The sequence below is a fragment of the Luteolibacter sp. LG18 genome (assembly GCF_036322585.1).
Lineage (GTDB): Bacteria > Verrucomicrobiota > Verrucomicrobiia > Verrucomicrobiales > Akkermansiaceae > Luteolibacter.
Genome location: NZ_AP024600.1, coordinates 1,186,733 through 1,207,555, shown reverse-complemented (window position 1 = coordinate 1,207,555; position 20,823 = coordinate 1,186,733). Strand labels below are relative to the sequence as shown.

At 65.5% G+C, this 20,823-nt stretch carries 19 protein-coding genes; 11 read left to right on the top strand and 8 right to left on the bottom strand.

The annotated features are described in order from the left end of the window. Positions 1-53: 53 nt before the first annotated feature. The gene (locus llg_RS05105) at positions 54-854 is read right to left on the bottom strand and encodes a hypothetical protein (protein WP_338288475.1); all 801 of its coding nucleotides are present in this window, start codon (positions 852-854) and stop codon (positions 54-56) included. A 213-nt stretch (positions 855-1,067) separates the two neighbouring features. Then, positions 1,068-1,886 carry a hypothetical protein gene (locus llg_RS05100; protein ID WP_338288474.1) on the bottom strand — a complete coding sequence of 273 codons (819 nt, stop codon included), beginning with the start codon at positions 1,884-1,886 and terminating at the stop codon, positions 1,068-1,070. 367 nt (positions 1,887-2,253) lie between these two features. Here llg_RS05100 and llg_RS05095 point away from each other — a divergent pair, with 367 nt between their 5' ends. From llg_RS05095 to llg_RS05060, 8 genes are all read left to right on the top strand, one after another. Then, entirely contained in the window at positions 2,254-3,780 is a 1,527-nt protein-coding gene (locus llg_RS05095; RefSeq protein ID WP_338288473.1) for an ammonium transporter, read from the top strand. Positions 3,781-3,856: 76 nt separating this feature from the next. After that, positions 3,857-4,330, top strand: coding sequence for a hypothetical protein (locus llg_RS05090; protein WP_338288472.1), 474 nt, complete (start codon positions 3,857-3,859; stop codon positions 4,328-4,330). A 4-nt stretch (positions 4,331-4,334) separates the two neighbouring features. After that, positions 4,335-5,072 carry a type III pantothenate kinase gene (locus llg_RS05085; protein ID WP_338288470.1) on the top strand — a complete coding sequence of 246 codons (738 nt, stop codon included), beginning with the start codon at positions 4,335-4,337 and terminating at the stop codon, positions 5,070-5,072. A gap of 91 nt (positions 5,073-5,163) precedes the next feature. Continuing rightward, the gene (locus tag llg_RS05080; RefSeq protein WP_338288469.1) at positions 5,164-6,117 is read left to right on the top strand and encodes an ROK family protein; all 954 of its coding nucleotides are present in this window, start codon (positions 5,164-5,166) and stop codon (positions 6,115-6,117) included. A gap of 79 nt (positions 6,118-6,196) precedes the next feature. Continuing rightward, positions 6,197-7,237, top strand: a complete 1,041-nt coding sequence (gene recA / locus llg_RS05075; RefSeq protein ID WP_338288468.1) for a recombinase RecA — start codon at positions 6,197-6,199, stop codon at positions 7,235-7,237. A gap of 607 nt (positions 7,238-7,844) precedes the next feature. Further along, the gene (locus tag llg_RS05070; RefSeq protein ID WP_338288467.1) at positions 7,845-8,150 is read left to right on the top strand and encodes a hypothetical protein; all 306 of its coding nucleotides are present in this window, start codon (positions 7,845-7,847) and stop codon (positions 8,148-8,150) included. A gap of 194 nt (positions 8,151-8,344) precedes the next feature. Beyond that, a complete protein-coding gene (locus llg_RS05065) occupies positions 8,345-8,965 on the top strand; it encodes a hypothetical protein (RefSeq protein WP_338288466.1) in 621 nt (206 codons plus the stop codon). Beyond that, positions 8,965-10,017, top strand: coding sequence for a hypothetical protein (locus llg_RS05060; protein ID WP_338288465.1), 1,053 nt, complete (start codon positions 8,965-8,967; stop codon positions 10,015-10,017). Before llg_RS05065 ends, llg_RS05060 begins: the two co-directional genes overlap by 1 nt. A 108-nt stretch (positions 10,018-10,125) precedes the next feature. Here llg_RS05060 and llg_RS05055 read toward each other — a convergent pair whose 3' ends face one another. The 6 genes from llg_RS05055 to llg_RS05030 form a co-directional block, all read right to left on the bottom strand. Next, entirely contained in the window at positions 10,126-11,604 is a 1,479-nt protein-coding gene (locus llg_RS05055; RefSeq protein WP_338288464.1) for a DUF1501 domain-containing protein, read from the bottom strand. Between the two features lie 117 nt (positions 11,605-11,721). Continuing rightward, positions 11,722-14,592 carry a PSD1 and planctomycete cytochrome C domain-containing protein gene (locus llg_RS05050; protein WP_338288463.1) on the bottom strand — a complete coding sequence of 957 codons (2,871 nt, stop codon included), beginning with the start codon at positions 14,590-14,592 and terminating at the stop codon, positions 11,722-11,724. Beyond that, positions 14,589-15,887 (bottom strand): discoidin domain-containing protein, encoded by a 1,299-nt coding sequence (locus llg_RS05045; protein ID WP_338288462.1) that lies wholly within the window; start codon positions 15,885-15,887, stop codon positions 14,589-14,591. The genes llg_RS05050 and llg_RS05045 overlap by 4 nt, the downstream gene beginning before the upstream one ends. Then, positions 15,884-16,414 (bottom strand): sigma-70 family RNA polymerase sigma factor, encoded by a 531-nt coding sequence (locus llg_RS05040; protein ID WP_338288461.1) that lies wholly within the window; start codon positions 16,412-16,414, stop codon positions 15,884-15,886. The genes llg_RS05045 and llg_RS05040 overlap by 4 nt, the downstream gene beginning before the upstream one ends. Positions 16,415-16,482: 68 nt before the next feature. Beyond that, complete coding sequence (gene rpe, locus llg_RS05035) at positions 16,483-17,151, bottom strand: ribulose-phosphate 3-epimerase (protein ID WP_338288460.1); 669 nt, start codon at positions 17,149-17,151, stop codon at positions 16,483-16,485. Between the two features lie 94 nt (positions 17,152-17,245). Continuing rightward, positions 17,246-18,097, bottom strand: a complete 852-nt coding sequence (locus llg_RS05030; protein ID WP_338288459.1) for a hypothetical protein — start codon at positions 18,095-18,097, stop codon at positions 17,246-17,248. Positions 18,098-18,181: 84 nt separating this feature from the next. On the opposite strand from llg_RS05030, the gene llg_RS05025 reads away from it, so the two are divergent. The 3 genes from llg_RS05025 to rnhA all read left to right on the top strand — a co-directional run bounded on the left by llg_RS05025 (position 18,182) and on the right by rnhA (position 20,817). Next, positions 18,182-18,982, top strand: a complete 801-nt coding sequence (locus llg_RS05025; protein WP_338288458.1) for a DUF4328 domain-containing protein — start codon at positions 18,182-18,184, stop codon at positions 18,980-18,982. Between the two features lie 85 nt (positions 18,983-19,067). Next, entirely contained in the window at positions 19,068-20,264 is a 1,197-nt protein-coding gene (gene kbl, locus llg_RS05020; protein WP_338288457.1) for a glycine C-acetyltransferase, read from the top strand. A gap of 88 nt (positions 20,265-20,352) precedes the next feature. Then, positions 20,353-20,817 (top strand): ribonuclease HI, encoded by a 465-nt coding sequence (rnhA, locus tag llg_RS05015; protein WP_338288456.1) that lies wholly within the window; start codon positions 20,353-20,355, stop codon positions 20,815-20,817. Positions 20,818-20,823: the final 6 nt, after the last annotated feature.

The following is a 20,823-nucleotide window of genomic DNA, read 5'->3' as shown; positions in this document are numbered from 1 at the left end:
AGGCGGCCGCTCGCGCGACCGCCTTTGGGATGAGGTTCGGACGTTCCGTTGGATCAGAACGACACGGAGGCCTTGATGCCACCGAAGAAGTGGTTGGTCTCGCCCGGCGGCACGCCGATGAGGCTCTGGATCTTGTTGTTGCCAGCCACGGTGTCGAGACCGTCGAGCTCGACGGAGTAGGCGAGGTACGGGCTGATGGTGAGCGTGTCGCTGACCTTCACGTTGAGGGTGAGGGACGGGGTCACGTGGGCCCACTCGCTCTCCTCGAGGTAGTAACCGGTCTTCACGGAGGCGACGAGATCGACGCAGTCGTGGAGCTTGAAGGTCTTGTCGAGGCCCAGCTCGGTGTAGCCGGCGTTGTCGGTCTCGATGTCCCAGTAGTAGGTGAGGGAGCCGTTGATGCCCCAGTAGATCTCACGGGCCAGGCTGAAGTAGATTTCCTGGGCGTCGTCGCGGAGCTTGAGGTCGCCGAACGGGGTGGCGATGTCGTTCTCGGCGTAGTGGTACCAGATGTAGCCGACCGAGGCGGTCACGAAGCCGAAGTCCTTGGACACGGAGCCGTAGACGTCGAGCTCGCTGTAGTGATCGGGGATGCCGACCGGGCCGAGGTTGAACAGGTCGCTGTTCTCGATGGAGGCGTACCAGAGGCCGCCGGCGAACTTCAGACCCATGTACTCGGTGGAAACGTCGGCACCGGCTTCGGCCATGCCGTCGCCCTGGTCGGAGCCACGGAAGATGTAGTCCGAGTTGTAGCCGATGTGGATGTTGCCTTCGACTTCCGCGGAGGCGTGGCCCGCGATGAGGGCCGAAGCAGCGGCGAGGGCACCGATGGTTTTACGATAGTTGCGCATCATGGTTTTCGGTTTCGGGTAACGGTTCCGGGGGACGGTGGCCCCCGGGGATACCATTTCCAGCTTCTAGCAACCAACGTGCCAAAGGGAGGTGGAATGTTCCCTCCTAACAAAAAACCCCCGGTTGGAGCCGGGGCAAAAAAAGGGAGCGGTCGCTCGCGCGACCGCTCCCAGGTAATCTCTAACCGCGGTCCGTGAGGAGCCGCGGCCGGGTGATTAGAACTTCACCGAGAGCTTCACGCCACCGTAGAAGTGGTTGGTTTCGCTCGGCGGGAAGTTGCCGCCGGAAAGGGCGTTGGCAACCGCCTGGATCTTGTTGTTGCCGTAGACGGTGGCCAGCTCGTCACCTTCGATGGAGTAGGCGACGTACGGGCTCACGGTGAAGGTGTCGGTGACCTTCACGTTGAGGGTGAGCTGCGGGGTGATGTGGGCGAAACCGCTTTCCTCGATGAAGTAACCGGTCTTCACGCCGGCGACGAGATCGACGCAGTCGTGGAGCTTGAAGGTCTTGTCGAGGGCGAGTTCGGTGTAACCACCGTTTTCACCTTCCAGGGCCCAGTAGTAGGTAAGGGAGCCGTTGATGCCCCAGTAGATCTCGCGGCTAAGGCCGAAGTAGAGTTCCGAGGAGTCGTCGCGGAGCTTGATGTCGCCGAACGGGGTGGCGATGTCGTTGTCGGCGTAGTGGTACCAGATGGCACCGACATAAGCCGTCGCGAAGCCGAAGTCCTTGGAGACTTCACCGTAGACGTCGAGCTCGCTGTAGTGGTCCGGGATACCGATCGGGCCGAAGTTGAACAGGTCGCTGTTCTCGATGGAGCCGTACCACAGGCCACCCGAGAAGGTGAGACCGGCGTACTGCGTGGAGACGTCGGCACCGGCTTCGGCAAGGCCATCACCCTGGTCGGAACCACGGAAGATGTAGTCGGAGCTGTAGCCGATGTGAAGTTCGCCTTCGACTTCAGCCGAGGCATAGCCAGCCACGAGGGCGGAGGCTGCGGCCAGGGCGCCAATGGTTTTGCGATAGTTGCGCATCATGGTTTCTGTTTTCGGTTGCTGGTGTCTTTCCTGACCGGACCGCAGGGCGGCTTGATAGGAAAAGCATTTGGGGTGGTGCATCCCGCGGGCCTGAAACCCCCGTGACGTTGACCTTCCGGGCGAGTTATTTAACTCTTCTTGAGGATCTTGTCTAGGGGAAACGGGGCGGAATGCGGTCCGCTGCCTTCATTTTTAAGGGCCGGAAGACTTCGTTGGCAAGGGGAGAATCGGCTTTTTTGTTGGAGAAAAAGAAGGGCTTTGGTGGCGCGCGGGAACTTGGCACGGCGGTTGCTTTTGCCCCGGTTGCCGCCCCGGGGATGTGGATGCCCGTGGTCCCCGGCGAACCATCCGACCAACCCTGACCATCATGATTCGAACACACTTCCGAAAACTGTCGGCCGTTGTCGCCGCGGCGATCGCGTTTGCTGCCGTGCCGCTGGTGACTCCCGCGTATGCCCAGGAACCGGCCGCCCCGGCCGCCGCCGCTCCCGCCGCCCCGGCAGCCGATGCCCCCCCGACCGTTGAAGAGCGTCTCACCGACATCGAGCACTACTTCAAGAACGACGCGGCTCCGACCAAGTCCCTCAAGGATCAGTCCGGTCCGGGTCACAACGGGTTCCTGATGATCTGTGCGGCGCTGGTGCTGTTCATGACGCTGCCCGGCCTCGCCCTGTTCTACGGCGGTCTGGTGCGCAGCAAGAACGTCCTCTCCATTTGCGCCCAGTGCCTCGGCATCGCCGGTCTGGTCACCATCATGTGGTGGGCCTTCGGCTACAGCCTGGTGTTCGGCGTGAACCTCAAGAGCCCCTTCATCGGCGGCACCGAATACTTCTTCCTGAAGGACGTGGGCGCCGCGCCTAACACGACCTACGCCGCCTGGCCTGCCCAGAGCGTGTTCTGCATGTATCAGCTCATGTTCGCCATCATCACCCCGGCCCTGATCATCGGTGCCGTGGCCGAGCGCATGAAGTTCAAGGCCATCATGGTGTTCGTCGCCCTCTGGATGGTCGTGGTCTACTTCCCGATGGCCCACATGGTGTGGGGTGGCACCGGCCTGATGAACGGCGTGTGGAACTCCGACGCCAAGGTCACCGCGATCGACTTCGCCGGCGGCACCGTGGTCCACATGACCTCCGGTTGGTCCGCTCTCGTCCTCTGCCTCATCCTTGGCAAGCGCATCGGCTTCGGTAAGGACAAGATGGCCCCGCACAGCATGGTGCTCTGCATGGTCGGCACCGGCATGCTCTGGGTTGGCTGGTATGGCTTCAACGCCGGTTCCTCCCTCTCCGCTGACGGCGTCGCCTCCAACGCCTTCATGACCACCACCCTGGCCGCCGCCACCGCGGGCTTCGTGTGGGCCCTGATCGAAGGGGTTCACCGCGGCAAGCCGAGCGTCCTCGGTTTCTGCTCGGGTGTCGTCGCCGGCCTCGTCGTGATCACCCCGGCCTGCGGTTTCGTCACCGCCAACGGCGCGATGATCATCGGTCTCCTCGCCGGTCTGGTCCCCTACATCTTCGTGACCATCCTGAAGGGCAAGTTCGGCTATGATGACGCCCTCGACACCTTCGGCGTCCACGCCGTCGGCGGCACCCTCGGTGCCATCGTCACCGGCTTCCTCGCCTCCAGCGACGCGAACAGCAACCTGCTGCTGCCCGACTACGCCGGCAAGAACGGCCTGGCCGTGGCCGACGCCGCTGGCAAGCTGGTCCTGAACAAGTCCGGCCTCATCACCGGCCAGTTCATCGCGATCGGCATCACGCTCGCCATCTCGATCGTCGCCACCATCGTGATCGCCCTGATCGTGAAGGCCGTCGTGGGTCTCCGCCCGACTCCGGAAGAGGAAAGCATCGGTCTCGACCTCGCCGACCACGGCGAAGAAGGCTACGAGCACTGATCCCCGTTTCCTCCCCACCTCTCCTGTCAAAGGGCGGGCCGGTCATCCGGTCCGCCCTTTTCATTTGCATGCGGCGGTGCTTCCCGCTCCCGTCGGTGGCGTGAAGCGCCGCGTCACCGCCATCCTCCTCTGCCTGCTCCTGCTGGTGTCCGCGTTCGCCGCGTGGGCGTGGCTGCGGCCCTACGACTGGCATGCCGATCCCGCGGCTCGTTTCAAGATCGTCCAGGCCCAGCTCAAGCGGGACCATTCCTACTACTGGCTCGACCTGATGCTGGAGCGCGGCGGCGAGGCCCGCCACGACGATACCAAGCCGGTGACCCTCAAGACCGCCTCCGGCCGGGTGCTGGAACCGGCGGACACCACGCTGGCCGGAAACGAGGGCGAGGCCCCCGACCAGCGGCTGTGGCTGAAGTTCTGGCTGGAGCCGGCGGATCTCAACGGGCCGTTGGAATTGAAGCTGAACGATGGCACGCTCTCGGTGAAGTCCGGCGGCGGAGTCCCGGCGGTGGGTGCCGACGGCCCGAAACTTTTCCTCTCCAACCACTGGTGACGCCATGGCCTGGCTGCTTGTCGACAATTCCAACACCCGCACCAAATTCGCGCTCGGGGACGCCTCCGGGCTGCTGGAGTGGCGCGGCACGATCGCGACGCCGGAGATCGGCCCCGAGACGCTGGCGGAGCTGTTGGAGGGGGTGGCGTTCGAGGCTGTCCTGATCGGCTCGGTCGTCCCGGCGAAGCGGGCGATCCTCGCCGCCGAGCTCGGCCGCCGCGCGCCGGTGCATTTGTTAGGCCCGGACAGCCCGCTGGGTCTCGGCATCGACTATCCGAACCCCGCGCAGATCGGCGCGGACCGGCTGGCGAACGCGGTGGGGGTGATCCACCGCCACCACGCGCCCGCCATCGTGATCGATTTCGGCACCGCCGTGACCTTCGATGTGGTGGACGCCTCGCCCGCCTGGATCGGAGGCGTGATCGCCCCGGGCCTCGGCTCGATGAGCGAGTATCTTACCCGCCGCACCGCGCTGCTGCCGGTGGTGGAGCTGGCGGAGCCGCCCTCGGCGATCGGAAAATCCACCGTCCATGCGATGCAGGTGGGGGCCGTGTATGGCTACCGCGGGCTGGTGAAGGAGATCCTGTCGAAGCTGTTGGAGGAGTTGCCCGGGGACGTGGCGATCATCGCCACCGGCGGGGACGCGGCGCTCATTGCGGCGGGCGTCCCGGAAATTCAGGCGGTGGACGCGGACATCACGCTCGATGGCCTGCGCCGCGTCGCGGTGGCGGTGTTCGGGTGAAGTTTTCCCGCGTACGGGGTGATTTCTGTTGGAGGTCGGGCACTTGACGCTTGGAAGTTTCCGCCCTGCCGATACGTCTGATGGGACACTCATGAGCGACACCCCCTTGGCAATCGGCATCGACTTCGGCGGCACCTCGGTGAAGACCGGTGTCGTCTTCCGCGGCAACGTCATCGACCACGCCCCGCCGATTTCCACCCAGGACTTCGACGAGCCCGAGGCGCTCATCGACGCGATGGTCCGGGTCGTCGAGGACCTGCGTTCCCGGCACTCGCACATCGCGGCTATCGGTGTGGGGATGCCCGGATTCGTCGATTTCGACCGCGGCGTCGTCTACAATCTCACCAATGTCCGCGGCTGGGTGGAGATCCCGCTCAAGGCGAAGCTCCAGGAAAAGACCGGGCTGCCGACCATCGTCGAGAACGACGCGAACTGCATGGCCTACGCCGAGTGGAAGCGCGGCGCGGGCCGCGGCCTGAAGCACCTCGTCTGCCTCACGCTCGGCACCGGGGTGGGCGGTGGTATCATCGCGAACGGCCAGATGATCCGCGGTGCCCGCCACGGCGCGGGTGAGGTCGGCCAGACCTCCATCGACTACCGCGGCCGCCGCGGCGCCTACGGCAACCTCGGCGCGCTGGAGGACTACATCGGCAACAACGAGATCACCAATACCGCCGTGGAGGCCTACCACGCCGCGGGCACCCACAAGTCCGCCGAGGATTGCACCCCGGCCGGCCTGGCCGCCGCGGCGCACGCGGGGGATCCGATCGCTCTCCAGATTTGGGACGATGTCGGCGAGAAGCTCGCCTGCACCATCATGAACTGCTGCTGGCTGCTCAATCCCGAGGCCATCATCATCGGCGGCGGCGTGGCCCGTGCCGGGGATCTGGTGTTCGGCCCCATGACCAGCCACCTCTACGCCCAGCTTTCGCCGCCCTTCAAAGACCACCTCATGATCCTGCCCGCGCGTTTCGGCAATGAGGCTGGCATGATCGGTGCCGCGGCCCTGGCCCTGGAGCAAGCGGGCTATCCGGTGGAGCCTTGAAATCGGATTGAGGCTCTTTTTTGTTCAGTCGAACATCTTTTTGGCTTGTCTGAACAGTGTTCGTCGTTAGGGTGCCGTCATGCCCGCCAAGACCGCCTCCGAAGACGCCGCCGCTGACAAGCTTGCCGAAGCCCGCAAGCGGAACCTCGATCTCGCGATCTCCAGCATCCAGAAGGAGTTCGGCGAGGCGGCGATCATGCGGATGGGCGATGGCCACCGCGTGGACGTGGATGTCATTCCGACCGGCAACCTGCTGATCGACCGCGCGCTCGGCGTCGGCGGTTTCCCCCGCGGCCGCATCATCGAGGTGTTCGGCCCCGAGTCTTCCGGCAAGACCACCCTCACCCTCACCGCGATCGCCCAGGCCCAGAAGAAGGGCGGGCTGGCGGCCTTCATCGACGTCGAGCACGCCCTCGACCCCCAGTACGCCCGCAAGCTCGGCGTGAATTTGGACGACCTGCTCGTCTCCCAGCCGTCCTCCGGTGAAGAGGCCCTTCAGATCTGCGAGGCGCTGGTCCGCTCGAACGCCATCGACGTCATCGTGCTCGACTCCGTGGCCGCGCTGGTCACCAAGCAGGAGCTCGAGGGCGACATCGGCGACTCCACCGTGGGCACCCAGGCCCGCCTGATGAGCGCCGCCATGCGCAAGCTCACCGGCCTGATCGCGAAGGCCCGCACCGTCTGCATCTTCACCAACCAGATCCGCGAGAAGATCGGCGTGATGTTCGGCAATCCGGAAACCACTCCCGGCGGCCGCGCGCTGAAGTTCTTCTCGTCCGTCCGCGTGGACATCCGCCGCATCGGCCAGATCAAGGCCACCGACGGCACCGTCACCGGCAACCGCACCAAGATCAAGATCGTGAAGAACAAGGTCGCGCCGCCGTTCACCGAGTGCGAGTTCGACATCATGTATGCCGAGGGCATCTCCTCCACCGGCTCGCTCCTCGATCTGGCGCTGGAGATGGACATCATCCAGAAGCGCGGTTCGTGGTTCGCCTACAACGGCACCCAGCTCGCCCAGGGCCGCGACGCGGCGAAGGAAGCGCTCAAGGCCGATGAGGCTCTCTACACCGAACTTTCCGAGAAGGTCCGCGAGAAGCTCGACGCGGCCAAGAAGTAACAGGTCACGGCAGTCGTTCGCCGTTGGTGTTGGAAGCGCGGGTTGAAAGACCCGCGCTTCTTTCCGTGGCTGGGAGCCTCAAGGAGTAGGGACATTCCTGTCCCGTCTCTTGAAGATTTGCCAGCGAAGCTGGGAGGTTTTTGAAAACGGGACAGGAATGTCCCTACTCCTTGAGGCTCCCAGCCATGGGAATCGGCAGGTCGCTTTGCAATCGGCGGCCGGGTGGAAACCTGTCACAAGGAAAGTCGTTAGGAGGAAAGAGGATGAACGACATGGGGCCATGGATACTCGTGATACCGCTTGTGGCGGTGCTGGGCCTTTTTCTAGAGGGGCGTCGTCATTCCCGTTCACGCGGGCTTTTGGAGAACTGGGCCGCCAGTTCGGGATACCAGCTTGTGGAGAGCGAGCTCAGGACCTTTCTGAAAGGACCGTTCTGGTTCACCTCTTCGAAGTCCCAGTTGGTCTACCGGATCACGGTCCGCGATCGCGATGGCTCGGTGAGACACGGATGGGCCCGCTGCGGCGGGTGGTTCTTCGGCCTGTTGGAGGACGATGTGGAGGTAAGATGGGATGGTGCCTGAGCCGACGTTTTCCCGGAATGCACAACATGGTTCCCATCCTCGTGGTGGTTCTGGCGGTTTCCGTTGGAACCTTCATGCTGTTCGCGGTCGACGCCCGGGCCCGCTCCGAGGTGGCGGACTGGCTTTCGCGGAATGGTTTCCAGTTGCTGGAGATCGAGGCGCGCGCCTTCAAGAAGGGCCCGTTCACCTTCACCGGCTCTCCGAACCAGCACGTCTTCCGGATCGAGGCGCGGGATTCAGCCGGAGGCATCGTGAAGGGATGGGCCCGGTATGGAGACTGGGTCTTCGGGTGGATGTCCGATGAGGTGGAGGTGAGGTGGGACGACGCTTGAAATGGCCGCTGTCTTGCCATGGCGGGAGTTCCTGACATGGTGCGGAGATGATTGGAAACGGTGTGCCATGGTTATGTCTCCTGTTTGCTGGATCCGCGTTCGCGGAGCCGGGTGAGCCCCGTCCCGCGCCGCCGGCATTCGAGAAGGGCGAGAACCCCGGCCTGTTCGACGAGACCGATCCCGCCACGCCCCGCTTGGTGCAGGTGACGGTGGAGTTTATCGAGGTGCCACACGAGGAGGCCACCCGGCTGCTCTACAAGGAGAAACTTGGCAAGGATGGTGACAAACTGCGGGAGGCGCTGCAGGGAATGGTGGACGCGGGAAAGGGAAAGATCGTTGAAACCCTGGCTGGGGTCGGAAGGTCTGGCCAGAAGGCCACCACGGAATCGTTTCGTGAGACGACCTATCCGACGGAGTTCGCGCCTCCGGATGGAAAAGCCGGGGAGGGGAAACCGGGGGCTTTCGTGCCAACGTCGTTCGAAACCCGGAATGTGGGCAGCACTTTGGAGATCGAACCGACGCTGGGGGACGATAACAAGACCGTCGATCTGCGGTTCGTGCCCGAAGTCATCTTCCGTGCCGGCAGCTTGGATGTCGTGAGCCCGAAAGATGCCAATGGGCAGGAGGCTGCGATGAAGATGCCTTTGTTTTACAGCATGAGAACCAATACGTCTCTCAGCCTGTGGGACGGGCAGAGCCAATTGGTCGGGTTGCTTTCCCCAAAGGGCTCCAATGACGAAACAGACATGACCCGCAAAGTCTTCGTGATCGTGCGCGCGGATGTGATTGCGGTGAAAGCCGGGAAGACCAAGTGATGAAAGCGCCCTTCCTTTGGCTCGCTTGGGTGACGGTCGCGACTGCGGAGGTGGAAGTCGTGGCTCATCCGGCCGTGGAGTGCGCGCCGGGGAAGACCATCGTATGGACGGCTGCGATGCAGGCGGCGTTCGACCGGTTGATCGGGCCGAAGAGTTCGACGCCTTTCGACAGGGTCGATCCTCCCAATCCGCTGGTGGCGCGGATGCGGGATTTCCGCTGGAAGGAAGAGGACGTCTTGCCGAAGGATGGCTGGTTCGCGGTGGCGGGGCCCTCCACGCTGGAGCTGACGGAGCAGGCCAACGCGAAATGGAGGAAGCTGGTTGGCGGGGAGGGGAAACCCTTCTCGTCGGGAGGCAGCGGTCTGGCGGCCTTTGTCGGTATCCGGCGTGATTTCCTGTTCGCGAAGGAATTCGCGCCGTCCGGTGCGGCGAAGCTGACATGGCAGCCGACCGGGGGCGGAGTGAAGTTCTTCGGCGTGAAGGGGGATGCGTCCTATGAGTTTGGCGAGCAGGTGCGGGTGCTCGCGTTCCGACCATCCGAGGGGACGTATGCCCTGCAATTCCTTTCCAAGAAGGGGGATGATACGATGATCCTCTACCTGCCGAAGGAGGGGCAGCCGATGATGGAGGCCATCCGGTGGGTGGAAACCTGGAAGCGAGGGTGGGGCTCGGCGGAAGAGGCGAAAATGGAGTGGAACGAGAAACGTCTCCACGAAGGGGACGATCTACGGATTCCCGAGATCCAATTGGATGCGGCTCAGGATCTGGGCGCGAAGTTCAGCGGCAACCTGTTTTTCAAAAAGAGCCAGACGCCCTGGCGGGTCGCACAGGCCACGACCTCGGCGAGTCTGGGAGTCGATGCGAAGGGGGTGAAGTTTCAATCGACCGCGGCCATGGAGATCCGTCCTTTCGGAGGTGTTACGGATCTTCAAAAGGCCTTTCCTCGGCGCTTCTGGTTTGATCGCCCGTTCTTCCTGTTCCTGTGGAGGGAGAAGGCGGAGTGGCCGTGCGCGGCGGTGTGGTTCGGGAGCGTGGAGGGTCTGATGAAGTAGCGCGGGTTTCCAACTTGCGCATGAGGATGGCGGGCCGATGGGGATCAGCGCGGGTTGCCAGCGAAGGTCCGCTGCACCCGCTCACAAGCAGGAATGCTTATGCTACTACTACGCTAGTATACCGCTCACCACCTTGGCGGGTTTCACGCCGGTGAGCTTCTGGTCGAGGCCCTGGAAGGGGAACGACAGCTTCTTGTGGTCGAAGCCGAGCAGGTGGAGCATGGTGGCGTGGAAGTCGCGGATGTGGACCGGGTCCTTGGCGGCGCTGTAGCCGACGGGGTCGGTCTCGCCGTAGGTGAAACCGGGTTTCACGCCCGCGCCGGCCATCCACAGCGTGAAGGCGCCGGGGTTGTGGTCGCGGCCGACGAACTTGTTGGTGGTGCCGCCGCGGTTCTCCTGCATCGGGGTGCGGCCGAACTCGCCGCTCCAGACGACGAGCGTGTCCTCCAGCAGGCCGCGTTGTTCGAGATCGGTGAGCAGGGCGGAGATCGGCTTGTCGATGTCGCGGCACTTCCTCACGAAGCCGTCGTTGATCGATTCGCTTGCGTTCGATCCGTGCGAGTCCCAGCCCCAGTCGAAGAGCTGGATGTAGCGCGTGCCGGCCTCGGCGAGGCGGCGGGCGAGCAGGCAGTTGTTCGCGAACGATTCCTTGCCCGGCTGGGTGCCGTACATCTCGTGGATGTGGGCGGGCTCCTTCGAGATGTCCATCACCTCCGGCACCGAGACCTGCATGCGGAAGGCCATCTCGTACTGCGCGATGCGGGTGAGCGTTTCCGGATCGTTGAACTGCGAGTGGGTCTGGCGGTCGAGCTGGTCGAGGGCGTCGAGCGCGGTGCGGCGGACGTCGCGGCTGATGCCGGGCGGGTTGGCGGCGTTGAGGACCGGTTCTCCGCTGGAGCGGCACTGCACGCCTTGGTAAACGGAAGGCAGGAAGCCGGAGCCCCAGATCGAGGCCCCCACGCGCGGGATACGGCCGCCGGAGATGAGCACCATGAAGCCGGGCAGGTTGCGGTTGTCGGTGCCGAGGCCCCAGGTCACCCACGAGCCGATCGAGGGATAGCCGAGGTTCTGGTTGCCGGTGTGGACGAGCAGTTCGGCCGGGCCGTGGTTGAACTGGTCGGTCTGCATCGTCTTGATGAAGCAGAGCTTGTCCGCGTGTTGCGCGAGGTTCGGCAGGCGGTCGGAGAACCACGCGCCGGACTGGCCGTATTGTTTGAAGGGGAACTGCGGGCCGAGCATTTTCGGCACGCCTTGGATGAAGGCGAAGCGCTTGCCCTCCAGGAATTCCTTCGGGCACTCCTGGCCGCTGAGGCGGTGGAGCTCGGGTTTGTAATCGAAGAGATCGAGCTGGCTCGGCGCGCCGACCATGTGGAGGAAGATCACGCGCTTCGCCTTCGGGGCGAGCAGCGGTGCGAGTGCGGCCAGCGGGTCATCGGTGTTGCGGACGATCGCGGGCTTGCCGGCGGCGTTCGCCAATCCCTGGCTGGCCAGCCACATCCCGCCGAGACCGGTGGTGCAATCGCGCAGGAAATGTCGGCGCGTCACCTGCTGGAGCCGGTCGTGCTGGATCTGTTCGAGGAAGTTCATGGGAGAGGAGAAGTAAGAAGCAAGACTGGAAGAAGTAAGAGGGGAGAGAATGGGTTCGGCGCTTTGCTCTGATCTCTTGCTTCTTACGTCTTCAAGTCTTGCGTCTGTGGTTTCGAATCACCTCACCAGCGCCTCATCGAGATTGAGGAGGACGGAGGAGGTCACGTTGTAGGCGGCGGCTTCGGGCGTGGCCCCGGCCTTGGGGTCGGGGGTGGACTTGAAGCGATCGCCGAGGTCGTTGAAGAGCTTCACGAGCTGGTCGAGCCGCTGCGGGGCGGCGGCGCGGGAAGTGGTGAGCTGGTAACCGGCGGCGATGCGGGCGCGGGCGTCGCCGGGGAGATTCTGGAGGCGCTTGGCCAGCGCGCGGGTGCATTCGTCGAAGGCCGGGTCGTTGAACACGGTGAGCGCCTGGAGCGGGGTGTTCGAGACGATGCGGCGCTTGCTGCACAGCTCGCGGGTGGGCGCGTCGAAGGTGGAGAAGGTCGGGTAGGGAATACTGCGTTTCCAGTAGGTGTAGACGGAGCGGCGGTAGCGGTCGGCGTTCCCCTCCGCCGGGGTGGTCCAGGTGTCGCCGGAATCGAAGGGTTTCCACACACCCGGCGGCAGCGGCGGGAAGGCGGGGCTGCCGAAGCGCTGGCTGGAAATCAGGCCGGACACGGCGAGCGCGTGGTCGCGGGCCATCTCGGCGGTGAGGCGCTGGCGCGGGCCGCGGGCGAGCAGGCGGTTCGACTGGTCGCGCTCGGCCATGCCGGGCGGGATCACCGAACTCTGGCGGTAGGTGGCGCTGGTGGCGATCTCGCGCAGCACGCGCTTCATGCTCCACTTCAGGTCCGTCTCGAAACGCACGGCGAGATCGTCGAGCAGTTCGGGGTGGGATGGTTTCACGCCGGACGATCCGAAGTCCTCGGCGGTCTCGACCAGGCCGGTGCCGAAGAGTTCCAGCCAGAAGCGGTTCACGGCCACGCGGGCGGTCAGCGGGTTGTCGGTGGACGTCAGCCAGCGGGCGAGGCCGAGGCGGTTGGCGGGCGCGTCCTTCGGCAGGCGCGGGAAGATCGCGGGAACATCGGCCTTTTCCACCAGCGTGCCCTTGTCGAGCCAGTTGCCGCGCACGAAGACGTGGGTCTCGCGGCGGGCGGCCGGCTCCAGCTCCCGCATCACCGGCACGGTGGTGGTGGGAATGGCGGCGAGCTTCTTGTCCGCGTCCTGAATGGTGCCACGCAGTGCGGTCACGTCCGGGCGGGTCAGCAGGTTCGACCACGCCGGGTCGCTGGTGGTGGAGAGGCGTCCGCGCTTCGCCACCATCGGGAAACTGGAGATGATCGTGCCGCCGTTCGTCAGCGTGACCCGGATCTTATCGCCGGGGCCCATCACGATCGGGGCTTGCGGGATCGCCACGCACCAGCGGGCGCGGTCGATCTTGCTGTAGGGGCCCCAGCCCTGTTTGCCCTTGAGCGAATTCTCCGGGTCGAAAAGAGGATGCTCCTCGTCCCCGACCAGACGGGCAAGCGTTACCGGGCGGGCGGGCGTGCCATCGGCGGGCAGGACGCTCACTTCGATCTTCTTCAGGAACGATCCCCACTCCGGGGTCAGGCGGGCCTTGGCCTCGTCCAGCGGCAGCACCTCCAGGCGCAGCGCGGTGAGGGCGGGCGCGTCCGCGGCCACGGCGCAGTCCAGGGTGTGGACCGAGTTGCTGGCGACATTGCCCTCGGTGCGGAACTCCGCCCAGCCGCTCTGCGCCACGGTCTTGAGTTTCGTGCCCTTGCCGGTGGCGGTCATCTCCTTCACCGGCGTCCACGCGGTGGCGGCGGTCAATTTACCATGGATCTCGTACAACGCGGATTCCGCCTTCGCGATCGCGGTCTCGTATTGGCCGGCCTCCGCGTGTTTCGCGCGGTCGAGCGGCACGCGGGTCACCGGCAGGTCCTCGGAGAGGTCCGAATCCCGCGTCTGGTTGAAGAACTCGGCGAACTTGTAGTATTCGTCGTGCTGGATCGGGTCGTAGGGGTGGCTGTGGCACTGCACGCAGCCGAAGGTCTGGCCCTGGAACACCTCCCAGGTGGTGTTCACGCGGTCGAGCACGGCGGACACCCGGAACTCCTCGTCATCGGTACCACCCTCGTCGTTCGATTGGGTGAGGCGCTGGAAGGTGGTGGCGATCCGCTGGTCGAGCGTCGGGTTCGGCAGCAGGTCGCCTGCTAGCTGCTCGGTGGCGAAGCGGTCGAACGGCATGTCGGCATTGAACGCCTCGATCAACCAGTCGCGGTATTTCCATGTGTTCCGGCGGTGATCCAGGCCGAGTCCCTCGGAATCCGCGTAGCGGGCGAGGTCCATCCACACCGAGGCCCAGCGTTCGCCGAAGGCGGGTGAGGCCAGCAGGCGGTCGACCTGTTTCTCGTAGGCATCCGGCGCGGTGTCCTTCTCGAAGGTATCAAGTTCCGCGGGCGAGGGCGGCAGGCCGGTCAGATCGAGCGAGGCACGGCGCAGCAGCGAGGCGCGGTCGGCCTCGGGCGAGGGCTTGAGCTTCTCGGTATCGAGGCGCGCGAGGACGAAGGCATCGATCGGATTACGGCACCACGCGGCATTCGAAACGGCGGGCGCGGGATGGCGCTGCGGTTTCACGAACGACCAGTGCTCGCCCCACTTCGCGCCCTCCTTCACCCACTGGGTGAGCGTGGCGATCTCCTTGTCCGGCAGGCGCGGGCCGTGCTCGGGCTTCGGCATCACATCGTCCGGATCGTGGGTCACGATGCGGCGGATCATTTCCGAGGCATCGGGATCGCCGGGGACGACCACCGGCTTTCCGGACTCGCCCTTCCCCAGCACCTTGTCGCGGTAGATGAACGAGACGTGGCCCGCCTCCTTCACGCCGCCGTGGCACGCGGTGCACTTGGCATTGAGGATCGGCTGCACGTCGCGGGCGAAATCGACCTCGCCGTGGCAGACGAGTGGCGCGAGCGCGGGGAGGAGGAGTGCCAGGCGGGACTTCATTCGGAGAAAACGCGGATTTCGTTCAGGCCGCCGCTGTGGTTCTCGTTTTCGGGCGGGCGGGAGTTGTTCCGGTAGTGGTCCGTGACCACGATCTTCACGTAGCGGGCTTCGACCGGCGCGAAGGGGAAGTCATGGAACGGGAACGGTCCGGAGGCGCGGGTGTCGATGCGGGGCAGCGAGCCCTCGGCGACCGGGGTGAAATACACGTTGTCGGTGGAAACGAAGGCCAGGAAGGACGCGATGCCGCGGTCGTTGTTGCGGCGGTTGGCGGTGTTCTGGAGCGAGATGCGGCCGATGGTCTGGGCTTTCTCCAGGTCCACGGTGAACTCCCCGTTCTCGCCGTTCGGCGCGAGCCAGAACGACCAATCGCCCGGCACGCCGGTGTCGTCGGTGCGGCCATCGGTCAGGTTCTCCGGCGGAAACACCGAGCCGTGCGGGCGGATGCAGTAGCCGGGGCTGGTGACCGGTTTGCCGAGGGCGAGGTTGTTGGCCGGGGAGGCGGATGAGCTGGTCGGCAGGATGCGCGGCACGTTCACCGGATCGGCATCCAGCGAGGTGAGCAGGCGCGGCACGCCGGTGTCCTGAAGCAGCGCGCGGGCGTCGCCACGGTAGAGGCGCGGCTTTCCGGCCACGGCATCCACCTGCACCTCGCCCTCGTAAACCTCGGTGAGGATGACGGGGCTCGCGCCATCGCTGCCCACGGCCAGGCCGAAACGGGTGCCGAGATCGACGAAGCGGCCGCCCGGTGTGTCCACACGGAACCCCTGGGCTCCCGGCGGCGCGTGGACCGAGGCGCGGCCGTGGAGCACGGTGATGGCCTCCGGCTTGTCGAGCTGGAAGCGGCACGGTCCCTCGAGCGTCACGTGGGCGCCACTGGGGTAGGAAATCTCGGTCACACCGCGGACCAGCTCCAGCGGCGTGTTGGCGGGCAGCCGGTCGTTCGCGGCGAGGTGGATCGAGCCGCCCCATTGCGAATCGGTGGCGGCCACCACCCGGGCCTTCGGACCCGGCTTGTGGAAATAGAGGGCGGCGGCGGCGCCGAGGAGCGCCACGGCGGCCGCGGCGGCGAGGTTCCGCACCCACACCCGGCGGGCCGAGAATGGCACGACATTGACCGCCTCCGGCTCGGCGGCGGCGCGGCGCGTCAGCGCGGCATGGAGGGTGGTGGCGCGGCGGTAGCGATCGCGCGCGTCCTTCGACTCCAGCAGCAGATCGTTCAGCTCGGTGCGGGTGGCATCGTCGAGCGTGCCATCGAACAGGCCTTGGATCAGGAGATCGAGACGGTCCGGGTTCATGACAGGGCGGAGGTGCCGAGTTTCCGCTCGATGCAATCTTCGAGCGCCTTGCGGATGCGGAGCAGCAGCACGGACAGCGCGCCGGGGGATTTCGAGCGGGTTTTCGCCAGATCCTGCACCGAGGCGCCGGGTTCGTAGCGGGCCAGGATCAGCTCGCGCTGCTGGCCCGGGAGCTGGCGGAGGCAGCTTTCCAGCGCCTCCTGCACCGGCGAGGCGTGGTCGTCGGTGGAATGCTCGTCGGCGAGGAGCTCGACGAGCTGGTCATTGAAAACATGGCGGTCGCGCCCGGCATCGCGGCGGGCGGCCATCACCTGATGGCGGGCGATCCCGAAGGCCCAGGCGAGGAACGGGCGCTCCGGATCGTAGTCCGCGGCCTTCCGCCACAGCACGAGGTTGGTCTCCTGCAGCACGTCATCCGCCAGGCTGCGGTCCGGCAGCAGGGAGAGGATGTAGCGGTGCAGGGCGGCCTGGTGGCTGGCGATCCAGCCGACCATGCGTTCCTCGGGATTTCGCGGGCGTTCCGTCATTGGGGCTTCCGGTAAAGTTTACCGCAAGCCCGGCGATTCTTACGCCAAAAAGGAATCCCGTTTCAAAATCAAGCCGAGCGGATTTCGGCCACGGCGAAGGCCATGTCCGGCGCGCGGAAGGTGGAGGAGCCCGCGACCAGCGCGTTCGCTCCCGCTTCGGCGCAGAGTTTCGCGGTTTCGGTGACGATGCCGCCGTCCACTTCGATGTGGTAGGCCAAGCCGTGCTCGGCGCGGTATTTCGCCGCGGCTTCGATCTTCGGCAGCACCTCCGGCATGAACGCCTGGCCGCCGAAACCCGGCACCACGGTCATGCACAGCAGCAGGTCGATCTGGTGGAGATAGGGGATCACCGCCTCGAACGGGGTGGCGGGATTCAGCGCGAGACCTGCCTGGCACCCGGCCTCGCGGATGCGGCGCAGGGTTTCGGCCACGTCGTGCTCGGCTTCCACGTGCACGGTGATCAGGTCCGCGCCCGCCGCCACGAAGCGCGACAGGTAATGGTCCGGGCGGGAGATCATGAGGTGGACGTCCAGGAAGATGTCGTTGGTCTCGTGGACCGTCTGGACCATCGCGGGGCCGAAGGAAATGTTGTCCACGAAATGGCCGTCCATCACATCGAGGTGCAGCCAATCGGCTCCGGCGTGGATGGCGCGGGTCACTTCCTCACGCACACGCGAAAAATCCGCCGCCAGCAAGGACGGCGCCACCACCCGGTCGTGGAAGGTTCGTTGGATCACGCCGGAGAGAGAAGCGGCGGAGTCCGGGCCTGCCAAGTCACAAGTGGCGGTCAATTTTCATGGCGAAACGCGGTTTCGTTCATGGGAAAACGCGTCACTTCACGGGATCGATCCGGATCAGTGTGACCCAGCGGTCCTTCGGGCGGGCGGGGTCGAGGCCACCGGGAGGCGACATGACCGAGAGCAGCCGCCACTCGCCGAGCCGCAGCCGGGTGAGCCCGCCGGTGCGGAACGAGGAGAAGCAGGGCATCTCGATGTGCATTTCCTTTTCGCCGGAGGCATTGAATCCGAGCAGGGCGACATCCTCCACCGTCGCCAGGATGTCCCAGGCGTCCTTGGCGGTCGTCACCGGCATGCCGAGCGCTTCCAAGGTGGTGCCGGTGTTGCGGGTTTCGAAGGCGGTCGGAGTGGCCTTGGTCAGGGTGGCGCTGAGCCACGAAAACATATTGGGGTCAGCCTTGGCGGGGGCGTTGGCTGGCTCCTTGGTGGGCTGGAGTTCCGGGGGCTCGTATTCCGTGGGATAGATGAATTCGCGGATCGATTCCGCCTTCATGCGGGTGGATGCGTCCACGGAGATCGCCGGGGAAAGCACGAGCTGGGCGGCGTCGGGCTTGCCGAGCCATTCCTCGCGCCACTTGGCGACTTCGGCCGCGTCCTGTCCGGCGTCGAGCTTGCGGGTGATTTCGAGGGTGGGGATCTGCCACGTTTCGATCCGGAGGTGCACGGCGGGCCGGTTTTCCTTCAGCCGGGCCGCGGGAATCCCGTTCGTCGTTGAGGAAGGGGCCGAATCCGCGGCGAAGGGATCTGACGATCCCGGCGGGCCCTCGGGCGTGTCTTCCCGCGCGAGCTCGGGCGGCTTCGGCGCGGGCTTTGGCTCTTCGGCACCCACCGGCATGGCGAAAGCCAGGGCGGCGGTCAGGGTGAGGAGTGGACGGATGGGTTTCATTGGGGTGGAGGTGGAACGGCGGGGGCGGGGATTTTATTCAGAATGGAATCCCCGGCATGAAACACGCGTGCAGACCTCCGCCGGATGCGCCACCCTGCGGACAGCATGCCCGAACCGGACGACAATCCCTACGCCGCTCCCGCCGCGGAGGCGCACCCGCCACGGGTGGGCAGGCCGGTGGGCTGCGAGGATTTGAAGGACCCGCGGACCCTCGGCGTGCTGTCGGTGGGGTTCGTTTGGCTCTACGTCGTCTGCGTGACGGTGCTGCTGATCATCGGACGGGACAGCACCAGCCAGTGGAGCGACGGGCGGCTGAGCGTCCGCTATCCCGCCCGCGAGGCGCTGCTGATGTTCAGCGCGGCGGCGGTGACCTTCCTGATGTGGACCCACCGCTGTGCGGTCAACGCGCGGCGGCTGGAGCGGAACCGGATCAACACGACGCCGTGGCTGGCGGTGGTGTCCTATTTCATCCCGATCTACCACCTCGTCGGCCCCTGCATCGCGATGAAGGAGATTATCGCCATCACCTACCGCCACATCGACCGGCGGAGCGTGGAAGGGCTGGTGCCCCACTGGTGGCTGGGCTGGATCGGATTCAGCGTCAGCTCGTGGATCATGGATGGCTCGGAGTTCTGGTGGTTCCCGCTGCTCTGCATGGCGATCTCGGCGGTCTTCCTCACCATGATCGTGCTGGGACTCAGCGCCGCCCAGGCCGAGATCCGGGTGGCCCCGGAAGTGCCGGACGACGGCCATTCGCGCCTCCGCCACTCGCCGCTGCCGGGGATCGAGGCCGGGCTGCCGCTGGCGAACCTGCCGCGCCACCGGTCCCACGCCGCGCCCGGCCACCGCCGCCCGCCCGACGGGGAGGAAACTCCGCCGCCCTGAACGGGTTGCGCGCCATGGGAATCCCCACCCGCCCGGAAAAATTTCGTGCCATCGGGCGGGCTTCGTGGTTCATCCTCGCGCCGTCATGTTTCCGGATAGTTTTGTTTCTCACCTCCAGCAAACCCTCGCCGAGATCGACCACGCGGGTCTCTACAAGCGCGAGCGGCTCATCGACTCGACCCAGAATTCCACCGTCCGCCTGAAGGACGGCCGCACCGTGATCAACATGTGTGCGAACAACTACCTCGGCCTCGCCGACCATCCGAAGGTCGTCGAAGCGGCCAAGGCGTCGCTCGACCGCTGGGGCTTCGGCATGGCATCCGTCCGCTTCATCTGCGGCACCCAGACCCTCCACAAGCAACTGGAGGAAAAGATCTCCGCCTTCCTCGGCACCGAGGACACCATCCTCTACCCGTCCTGCTTCGATGCGAACGGCGGCCTGTTCGAGGTCGTGCTTGGCCCGGAGGACGCCGTCATTTCCGACTCGCTCAACCACGCTTCGATCATCGACGGCGTGCGCCTCTGCAAGGCGAAGCGCTTCCGCTACGCGAACAACGACATGGCCGACCTCGAGGCGAAGCTCCAGGAGGCCGATGCCGCCGGCGCGCGCTTCAAGCTGATCACCACCGACGGCGTGTTCTCGATGGATGGCATCATCGCCCAGCTCGACAAGGTGCATGAGCTGGCCGCGAAATACGGGGCCATCGTTCACTTCGACGACTGCCACTCCACCGGCTTCCTCGGCGAGCGCGGCCGCGGCACGCATGAGCACTGCGGCCTCTTCGGCAAGATCGACCTCACCACCGGCACGCTCGGCAAGGCGCTCGGCGGTGCTTCCGGTGGCTACACCTCCGGCAAGAAGGAGATCATCGACCTGCTGCGCCAGCGCTCCCGCCCGTATCTGTTCTCGAACACCATCGCGCCGCCGATCGTCGCCGCCTCGCTCGCCGTGTTCGAGATGCTGGAGGCGTCCACCGAGTTCGCGGACAAGGTGAAGGACAACGCCCGCTATTTCCGCGAGGCGATGGCCAGCACCGGCTTCACCATCGCGGGCAAGGACCACCCGATTTCCCCGGTGATACTCGGCGATGCCGCGCTGTCGCAGAAGTTCTCGGAGAAGCTGCTCGAAAACGGCGTCTATGCCGTGGGCTTCTTCTACCCGGTGGTTCCGCAGGGCACCGCCCGCATCCGCACCCAGATCAGCGCCGCGCACACCCGCGAGCAGCTCGACCAGGGCATCGAGGCCTTCGTGAAGGCGGGCAAGGACCTTGGCGTGATTTGATCGCTTGGCGGTTGATGGAAGCGCGTATCCGCACTACGGCATGCGCCGTGGTTCCTTCCATCAACCTTCCACCCTTCGTTCCGGTTCCATGAAACGCGTCACCGTGTTCACCGATGGCGCGTGCCGGGGCAATCCCGGGCCGGGCGGCTATGGCGTGGTGCTGCTCTATGGCAAGCACCGCCTGGAGCTTTCCCAAGGCTTCGCCCACACCACCAACAACCGGATGGAGATGCTCGCCGCCATCGCCGCGCTGGAGGAACTCAGCGAGCCATGCGAGGTGGAGCTGCACTCGGACTCCCGCTACGTCATCGACGCCCTGACCAAGAACTGGATCAAGGGTTGGAAGGCGAAGGGCTGGAAAACCTCCACCGGCGGCCCGGTGAAAAACCAGGACCTGTGGGTGCGGCTGGTGAGCGCCTCCTCGCCCCACAAGATGACCTGGAAGTGGGTGCGCGGCCACGCCGGCAATGCCGAGAACGAGCGCTGCGACGTGCTCGCCGTCGCCGCCGCTACCGGCCGGAACCTGCCGCCGGACGCGGGGTTTGAGGGGTGAAGCGTA

What these genes read in the sequence shown, in the direction of transcription:
- rnhA (WP_338288456.1), top strand. Translation starts at nt 20,353, where the DNA reads ATGAAACGCGTCACCGTGTTCACCGATGGCGCGTGCCGGGGCAATCCC.
- llg_RS05070 (WP_338288467.1), top strand. Translation starts at nt 7,845, where the DNA reads ATGGTTCCCATCCTCGTGGTGGTTCTGGCGGTTTCCGTTGGAACCTTC.
- kbl (WP_338288457.1), top strand. Translation starts at nt 19,068, where the DNA reads ATGTTTCCGGATAGTTTTGTTTCTCACCTCCAGCAAACCCTCGCCGAG.
- llg_RS05045 (WP_338288462.1), bottom strand. Translation starts at nt 15,887, where the DNA reads ATGAACCCGGACCGTCTCGATCTCCTGATCCAAGGCCTGTTCGATGGC.
- recA (WP_338288468.1), top strand. Translation starts at nt 6,197, where the DNA reads ATGCCCGCCAAGACCGCCTCCGAAGACGCCGCCGCTGACAAGCTTGCC.
- llg_RS05040 (WP_338288461.1), bottom strand. Translation starts at nt 16,414, where the DNA reads ATGACGGAACGCCCGCGAAATCCCGAGGAACGCATGGTCGGCTGGATC.
- llg_RS05050 (WP_338288463.1), bottom strand. Translation starts at nt 14,592, where the DNA reads ATGAAGTCCCGCCTGGCACTCCTCCTCCCCGCGCTCGCGCCACTCGTC.
- llg_RS05055 (WP_338288464.1), bottom strand. Translation starts at nt 11,604, where the DNA reads ATGAACTTCCTCGAACAGATCCAGCACGACCGGCTCCAGCAGGTGACG.
- llg_RS05060 (WP_338288465.1), top strand. Translation starts at nt 8,965, where the DNA reads ATGAAAGCGCCCTTCCTTTGGCTCGCTTGGGTGACGGTCGCGACTGCG.
- llg_RS05080 (WP_338288469.1), top strand. Translation starts at nt 5,164, where the DNA reads ATGAGCGACACCCCCTTGGCAATCGGCATCGACTTCGGCGGCACCTCG.
- llg_RS05025 (WP_338288458.1), top strand. Translation starts at nt 18,182, where the DNA reads ATGCGCCACCCTGCGGACAGCATGCCCGAACCGGACGACAATCCCTAC.
- llg_RS05030 (WP_338288459.1), bottom strand. Translation starts at nt 18,097, where the DNA reads ATGAAACCCATCCGTCCACTCCTCACCCTGACCGCCGCCCTGGCTTTC.
- llg_RS05105 (WP_338288475.1), bottom strand. Translation starts at nt 854, where the DNA reads ATGATGCGCAACTATCGTAAAACCATCGGTGCCCTCGCCGCTGCTTCG.
- llg_RS05095 (WP_338288473.1), top strand. Translation starts at nt 2,254, where the DNA reads ATGATTCGAACACACTTCCGAAAACTGTCGGCCGTTGTCGCCGCGGCG.
- llg_RS05100 (WP_338288474.1), bottom strand. Translation starts at nt 1,886, where the DNA reads ATGATGCGCAACTATCGCAAAACCATTGGCGCCCTGGCCGCAGCCTCC.
- llg_RS05085 (WP_338288470.1), top strand. Translation starts at nt 4,335, where the DNA reads ATGGCCTGGCTGCTTGTCGACAATTCCAACACCCGCACCAAATTCGCG.